The sequence below is a fragment of the Streptomyces sp. NPDC058751 genome (genome assembly GCF_042746485.1).
Classification (GTDB): Bacteria; Actinomycetota; Actinomycetes; order Streptomycetales; family Streptomycetaceae; genus Streptomyces.
Genome location: NZ_JBHYPZ010000057.1, coordinates 21482 through 27574 on the forward strand (window position 1 = coordinate 21482; position 6093 = coordinate 27574).

The 6093-nt window shown below is 71.6% G+C and carries 6 protein-coding genes; 2 read left to right on the forward strand and 4 right to left on the reverse strand.

Annotation, left to right across the window (positions count from 1 at the left end; translation table 11 throughout):
* The first annotated feature begins 18 nt into the window (after positions 1-18).
* Positions 19-504, forward strand: coding sequence for a MerR family transcriptional regulator (locus ACFW6B_RS36395; RefSeq protein WP_386603235.1), 486 nt, complete (start codon positions 19-21; stop codon positions 502-504).
* 126 nt (positions 505-630) lie between these two features.
* Here the strand turns inward: ACFW6B_RS36395 and ACFW6B_RS36400 are convergent, their stop codons facing one another.
* From ACFW6B_RS36400 to ACFW6B_RS36415, 4 genes are all read right to left on the reverse strand, one after another.
* Positions 631-3114, reverse strand: coding sequence for a Helicase associated domain protein (locus ACFW6B_RS36400; protein WP_386603238.1), 2484 nt, complete (start codon positions 3112-3114; stop codon positions 631-633).
* A 114-nt stretch (positions 3115-3228) separates the two neighbouring features.
* Complete coding sequence (locus tag ACFW6B_RS36405; protein WP_386603240.1) at positions 3229-3909, reverse strand: GntR family transcriptional regulator; 681 nt, start codon at positions 3907-3909, stop codon at positions 3229-3231.
* A gap of 121 nt (positions 3910-4030) precedes the next feature.
* Entirely contained in the window at positions 4031-4207 is a 177-nt protein-coding gene (locus ACFW6B_RS36410) for a hypothetical protein (protein WP_386603242.1), read from the reverse strand.
* Entirely contained in the window at positions 4194-5102 is a 909-nt protein-coding gene (locus ACFW6B_RS36415; RefSeq protein WP_386603243.1) for an SDR family oxidoreductase, read from the reverse strand. The genes ACFW6B_RS36410 and ACFW6B_RS36415 overlap by 14 nt, the downstream gene beginning before the upstream one ends.
* A 119-nt stretch (positions 5103-5221) precedes the next feature.
* On the opposite strand from ACFW6B_RS36415, the gene ACFW6B_RS36420 reads away from it, so the two are divergent.
* On the forward strand, positions 5222-5905 hold the full coding sequence (locus ACFW6B_RS36420; RefSeq protein ID WP_386603245.1) for a TetR/AcrR family transcriptional regulator: 684 nt from the start codon (positions 5222-5224) through the stop codon (positions 5903-5905).
* Positions 5906-6093: the final 188 nt, after the last annotated feature.

The following is a 6093-nucleotide window of genomic DNA, read 5'->3' on the forward strand; positions in this document are numbered from 1 at the left end:
CACCGTACGCTGTGGGCCATGGCCACTGAAGCGCTGATCGAACGCATCCTCGCTGCCAGCAACGGGCCGTCCTCGTCGGCGATCGATGCGCTGCACGAACTGCTCGACGACGCCACGATCGACGCCACGATCGAGGCCTCGGCGATGCCCAAGAGTGTCGCCGAGGCCGCCCGGCTCGTCGGCCTGTCGACGCACACCCTCCGGTACTACGAGCAGGAGGGACTCGTGCGGCCCGCTCGCAACGCCTCCGGGTACCGCGAGTACTCCGCGTTCGACCTGCGCCGCCTCGTCTTCCTCACCCGGATGCGCCTGTCCGGCATGACCATGGCCGATCTCAAGCGCTACATCCTGCTCGTCGAGCAGGGCCCGGGCACCATCCCGGAACGCCGCCGCATCATGCTCGACCAGCAAGACCGAATCACGCGGCAGATCCGTGAGCTCGGCCTGGCGCTGGAGGCCACCGAGTACAAAATCCGCGTCTACGACGGACACCCGGAAGGCTGACGCCCGCCGCCCGCCGCCCAACAGGCTGATGTGAGCGTGTTTCATGGGTGGTCGCTCATGAAACACCCGGCCGTGCCCCGATCGCGCTGCACGTTCTCGGGGCGGCCGTGACATGCGTTCGCGGGGTTACCAGCGCATGCCGAGCTGTTCGAGTTCGGCGCGGCGTTGCGGGCTGAGCTTGGCGGCGCGGCGGCGGGTGTTGTCGAGCCAGGCCCCGAGTTTGTGCTCGACGCCTTCCACGGTCTCCACCGTCTTGCGGGGGACGGTCAGGTGGCCTTCGCGGGCGTGGAACTGGCGGGCGGCGGCGAGGTTCGCGGCCCACCGGGCGTCCTGCGACCGGGACGCGGTCGGCACCGGCTCGTCCTCTGCCGGAGGTTCGATCCCGACCGACTCCAGGAGCCACTGCTGCGCGGGCACGAGCCTGTCCCAACCGGTCCGCTGCCCCGCGATCCACACGCCCAGGTCCTCGCCCTGGACGATGAGTTCACCTGCTCCGGCCGGGAGCGCGCCGCCCGCCTTCACATGGGCGAGGACGAGCCGGTACGAGCGCTGCCAGCCGATCTCCCACGCCGGGCACCACCCTGGATCAAGGTCGGCGAGCGCTTCCGCCCGGGATTCCGGGAGTTCCCCGGCGTAGGAGACGGTCTCCCCGATCTCCCGCCGCCCGGCGTTCTCGGCCGCCTTCCTGGCTGCTGCGCGGGCGTTCTTCATGAAGGTGCCGATGGGGTAGCCGTCGAAGACGGCGGTGGCGGGTGGGAGGAGGTGGGAGTGTGTTTGGGCATAGGCGCGGGCGACGGCGAGGCCGGCCTCCCACGCGGACGCCTGGACCGACCACACCATCCCCAGCGCCTCCAGCTGCTGCACGCGCGAGGCTTCCAGGGTCCCGGCCGTGTAGTACCGGCGCTGGTCCGCGATCCACACCCCCAGCGGATGCCCGCCGGCCGCGCCCCAGCCCTCCGGTGAGACGTACGTGTACGGGACGCGCAGCTCGGTGCTGCCGGTCTCGCGCAGCCACCGGGTGGCGACCTCGATGCCGCGGCGCCAGTACGCGGCTTCGGGGTCGATGATGCGCAGCCGCACGAACCGGGCGAGGGCGGCGGGGTCGCGTTCCTCGCTGAACCGGAGCACTCCGGCCGCCGCCGCACCCACCCGCACGACGTCCTCCAGGTCGCCGTCCTGGTCGTGGCCGTCGTCCTCCTCTTCCGGCTGTGGGCGGGTGTTGCGTACGCGCGGGTCGGCGAGCGCCTCGATGGTGTCGGAGTCGTGTGCCTGCAACGCGGTCAGGATCTTGCTGAGGGTGCCGTAGGCGTTCGAGGTGAGCAGGTCGTCGGCGTCCTCGTCCTCCCCGAGGAATACCGGGACGATCAGCGTGGCGAGTTTCCCGACGCCTGGCCGCATTCGCAGGGCGCGCCCGACCATCTGGACGATGTCGACCATGGAGCCGCGGGCGTCGGCGAACAGGACCGCGTCGCACTCGGCCGTGTCGACGCCCTCGCCCAGCACCCGGACCGACGACAGCACCCTCAACTCGGCGCGCACGTCAGTGTCGTCCAGGCCGGATCCTTCGAGACAGTCCGATCCGAGGTAGTCGGAGGCGAACTCCTCCAGGACGCGGCGGCGGTGGGCGGGGGCGTGCTCGCCGTACAGCCACGCCGACCACACCTGCCCGGCGGGCGGGAACGCCTCCGGGGCGTCCTCGGCGAGCCGGGCCGCCGTCACCGGCACCGAGGCCGCCATGGCCTCCGCCTCACCGACCCTGCTGTGGAAGCTGAGCACCCGCCGGAACCGCTCCTCCGCCGCCGCCCGCATCAAGCCGGTCTGCACGGCTGCCAGCCGCGCCCCGCGCACGATGTCGGAACCGCTCGCCTCGGTGCTCATCGCGGCGTACAGGGCGGGGTCACGGATGTCCAGGCACAGCACCTGATACGGCGCCACCAGCCCAAGACGGATCGCCTCGGACAACTTCAGCCTGTACGCCACGGGCCCGAAGACGGGCGAGTCCTCGTCCATGGAGGCGACCAGCCGCGGGCGGTCCCCTTCGGCCTCCCACACGCGTGCCGTGGCGGTCATGTACAGGCGCCGCACGGCCGGGACCTGGGTCTGATCGTGCACGGCGGCCCACGGCTTCAGCCCATCCCCGCTGACCCGGTGCGCCTCGTCCACGACCATCAGGTCCCACACCGGCAGACCCGCGGCATGCGCCCGCTGGAGCGTGCCCATCCCGACCGACGCGTACGTCGCGAACACCGTCACGGTCTCGGGCCCCGCCGTCCACGCGACCAACTCGTCCGCATCCGTCGTGCACGGCACACCCTGGCTGTCCGCACCGCGCAGCGAGCACACGCCGATCATCGCGCCGCGGCGGCCGCCCGCCCGCCACGCGCCGGCCGTCTGCAGGAGCAGGTCCAGGGTCGGCACCAGGACCAGCACCCGCCGCGCGGAAAGACGGTCGGCCGCCGCCACTCCGATCAGGGTCTTGCCGGAGCCGGTGGCGGCGACGACCTGCGTGCGCAGCCCCTCGAACGGGATGCCCGCACCGGGCTGCTCGGAGAGTCGGTGCAGCACCGCGTCGACCGCCTCGACTTGATGCGGGCGAAGAGTGACGGCCACGATGGCGCTCCTCCTGGTCAAGTGATCGCTCTGGTGACTTGGCGGGTGGGCGGCCGGGCGCCTGCAGTGGACAGCCGCCCGGTTTTGCCCGGTGCAAGGGCCGGTGGGGCGGGTCTAGAACAGTGGCCCGTGGGGGTCGCGCGACTCCGCGCGTTCGGGCCAGATCCGCAGGACGACGTCCTCGTCGGCCGACTGTGGACCGTCCGACAGTGCGACAGCGGGTTGGCCTTCGGGGCGGCGGCCGCCGTCGCGCAGGATGGCGCGGGCGGACTCGACCAGGTGCCGGTCCGCGTCGCTCACGCCGTGCGCCACCAGGCGGCGGGCGGCGGACAGGAACGCCTCGCTCATCCAGCGCAGCACGTGCCGGTCGAGGACGGCCAGAGCGTCGACGTCGATACGGCTCGGCGGCAGGGTCTGCTCGTCCTCCCGCACCGTCCCCCGGTGCGGGCTCCCTCCGACGGCAAGCGTCGGCGGGTCGGGCTCGGCGGGGCCGGACGTCAGGCCCGCGAGCGTCCGGCAGATGGAGGCCGCCGCCATGACCTCGAGGACCGGATTCGGCTCGAACGGGTCCGGGCGGGACGTGGCGTACGTACCGCTGCCCGGCGCGGTCCGGATCAGGCCGGCCGCGGCGAGCAGGGCCAGCGCGGCGGCGGCCGTGCCCGACGACACCCCGTAGGACCGCGCCAGCTTGGCCTGGGACGGGAGCCGTTCCCCGTCACGGACGGACCGCTGGTGGATGGCGACGGCGAGGTCTCCCGCGATCAGCTCCGGGGAGTTCCCGGTGCGTACGGTCATGCGCCCACCGTAGCGCAGGCCAGTCAATAAATTTGACAGGTTGGAGGAGGTTCACCCTGAAGAGGCCGAGCACGGCCTTGAGGAACATCGGTACAGCGGTTATCGGTGAGAACGATCATGATCAGGGCGTGAGTGCGCTGACCCGGTTCTCGTACTCGCGGCGTGCCTTGCGCCGGGCCGGGACCGTCGGGGCGTCCTCCCCGGCGGCGGTGTGGTCGGGCGGGAGATCGGCGACGGCGGTGGCGAAGATCTCCGGGTTGGTGGCCTGGGCCTCGCTGTCGCAGTCATGCGGCGACACGGACGCCGGTGAGCCGCTCGCTCTCGCTCCACAGGCGTTCGGCGACCTGCTGGTCCTTGGCCTTCGCCGTGAAGTTCGCCTTGACGGGGCCGCCCACCAGGTTGAAGCGGGGACCGTAGTAGCCGCCCTGGACCACATCGGGCGCGGTGGCCGCGTACAGCATCGGATCGGCACCGGCCTCGGCGGAGTGCGTGGGGGTGACCTTCACGGCGACGCGGAAGAGCAGGCTCGGTTTGCCTCCCATGCGCGGGCCGGCGTCGGCGAGGCCGGTGGCGGAGCTGCCGGGGTGCGCGCCGACCGAGAGCAGGTTCCAGCCTTGCGCGGTCGCGACGCGGGCAAGCTGCTGGCTGAGCAGCAGGTCGGCGAGTTTGGAGCGCGCGTAGGCGCCGGTGGGGTTGTAGGACTTCGTCCAGTTGAGGTCGTCGAAGTCGATGGCGCCGCGGGCGGCCATGCCGCTGGACATCGTCACCACCCGAGGAGCCGTCGCCTTCAGCAGGATCGGCAGCAGCCGGATGGTGAGGGCGAACGGTCCGAGGTAGTTGCTGCCGAACTGCAGCTCGAAACCGTCGGTGGTTTCGTGCCGCACGGGCGGGAACATCACGCCTGCGTTGTTCAGCAGGATGTCCACCGGCCAGCCGTCGCGGACGACGGAGTCGGCGAAGGCTTCCACGGTGGCGAGATCGGCCAGGTCGATGCGGCGCACCTCCACGTCCGCCCCCGGGTGCCGGGCGAGGATCTCTCGTCTGGCGCCGTCGCCCTTGGCGACGGTCCGCACCGCCATGATCACCCTCGCCCCGGCTGCCGCGAGCTTGCGCGCGGCCTCCTTGCCGGTGCCGCTGTTCGCGCCCGTGACGATCGCGAGCTTCCCGGTCTGGTCGGGTGCCTGGTAGGTCATGCCCATTCCTTAAAGACTGGTGGTCTGTTCTCTTGTCCGACGTTAAAGCACCATCGGTCTGTACACAAGAGACCGGCGGTCCTTAACCTAAGAGACGGGTGGTCTGTACTGTGGGCGGCATGGAATTCCAACGGGCGCGCAGCGAGGAGCAGCGCGAGCAGCGCAAGACGGCCATCCTCGAAACGGCCGCGGAAATGCTGACGCAGATGCCGGTCGCGGAGGTCAGCCTCAATGAGCTGAGCCGCCGTGTGGGTCTGGCGAAATCGAACGTGCTGCGCTACTTCGAGTCCCGCGAGGCGGTGCTGCTCGAACTCCTCGATGCCGAGATGCGCGGCTGGCTGGCCGCCCTCGCCGAGACGAGTGGAGCTGTCACGACCGGTTCCGCGGACGCGCGGGCGGAGCGGCTCGCCAGGACGATCGCCGCGACGCTCCAGGCGCGCCCGGTGCTGTGCGACCTGCTCAGCGCCCAGGCCGGGGTCCTGGAGCGCAACGTGTCGACCGCGGTCGTGCTGCGTCACAAGCGGGCGACCCTCGGCATCGCCGACGAGATCGCACGGATCGTCACCCGGGCGCTGCCGGAGCTGGATGCCGACGACGCTCTGCACATCGCGGCGATCACGATCCTGATCGCCGCCGCGTCCTGGCCGCACAGCACCCCGAGCGAGGCGCTGCGAGCCGCCTACGAGGCCGACCCGGCCATCGGGAAGCTGCTGATGAGTTTCGACCACGTCGTCACTACGACCCTGACGCTGACACTCACCGGGCTCCTCGCCCAGCACGAGGTGCGCAGCACCGAGGACTGAGCGGCCGATCCACCGCACCGCGCCCCGTCGGGCCCCGCCGCCGAACCCCTCGCGAGCCGGCCCGAAAGCGCCGCGGGGGGGGCGCCGCGGGCGCGACGGGGGGGGGCCCGGCGCGGAGAGCCGGGGGGGCCCAACCAATGTGTAGAGGGAGAGAGACACGGACGCGCAGAAAAGCGCGCGCGGCTTTG

Bases quoted from the DNA above. Each gene is read 5' to 3' on its own strand.
- ACFW6B_RS36395 (WP_386603235.1), top strand. From the start codon at position 19: ATGGCCACTGAAGCGCTGATCGAACGCATCCTCGCTGCCAGCAACGGG.
- ACFW6B_RS36405 (WP_386603240.1), bottom strand. From the start codon at position 3,909: ATGACCGTACGCACCGGGAACTCCCCGGAGCTGATCGCGGGAGACCTC.
- ACFW6B_RS36415 (WP_386603243.1), bottom strand. From the start codon at position 5,102: ATGACCTACCAGGCACCCGACCAGACCGGGAAGCTCGCGATCGTCACG.
- ACFW6B_RS36420 (WP_386603245.1), top strand. From the start codon at position 5,222: ATGGAATTCCAACGGGCGCGCAGCGAGGAGCAGCGCGAGCAGCGCAAG.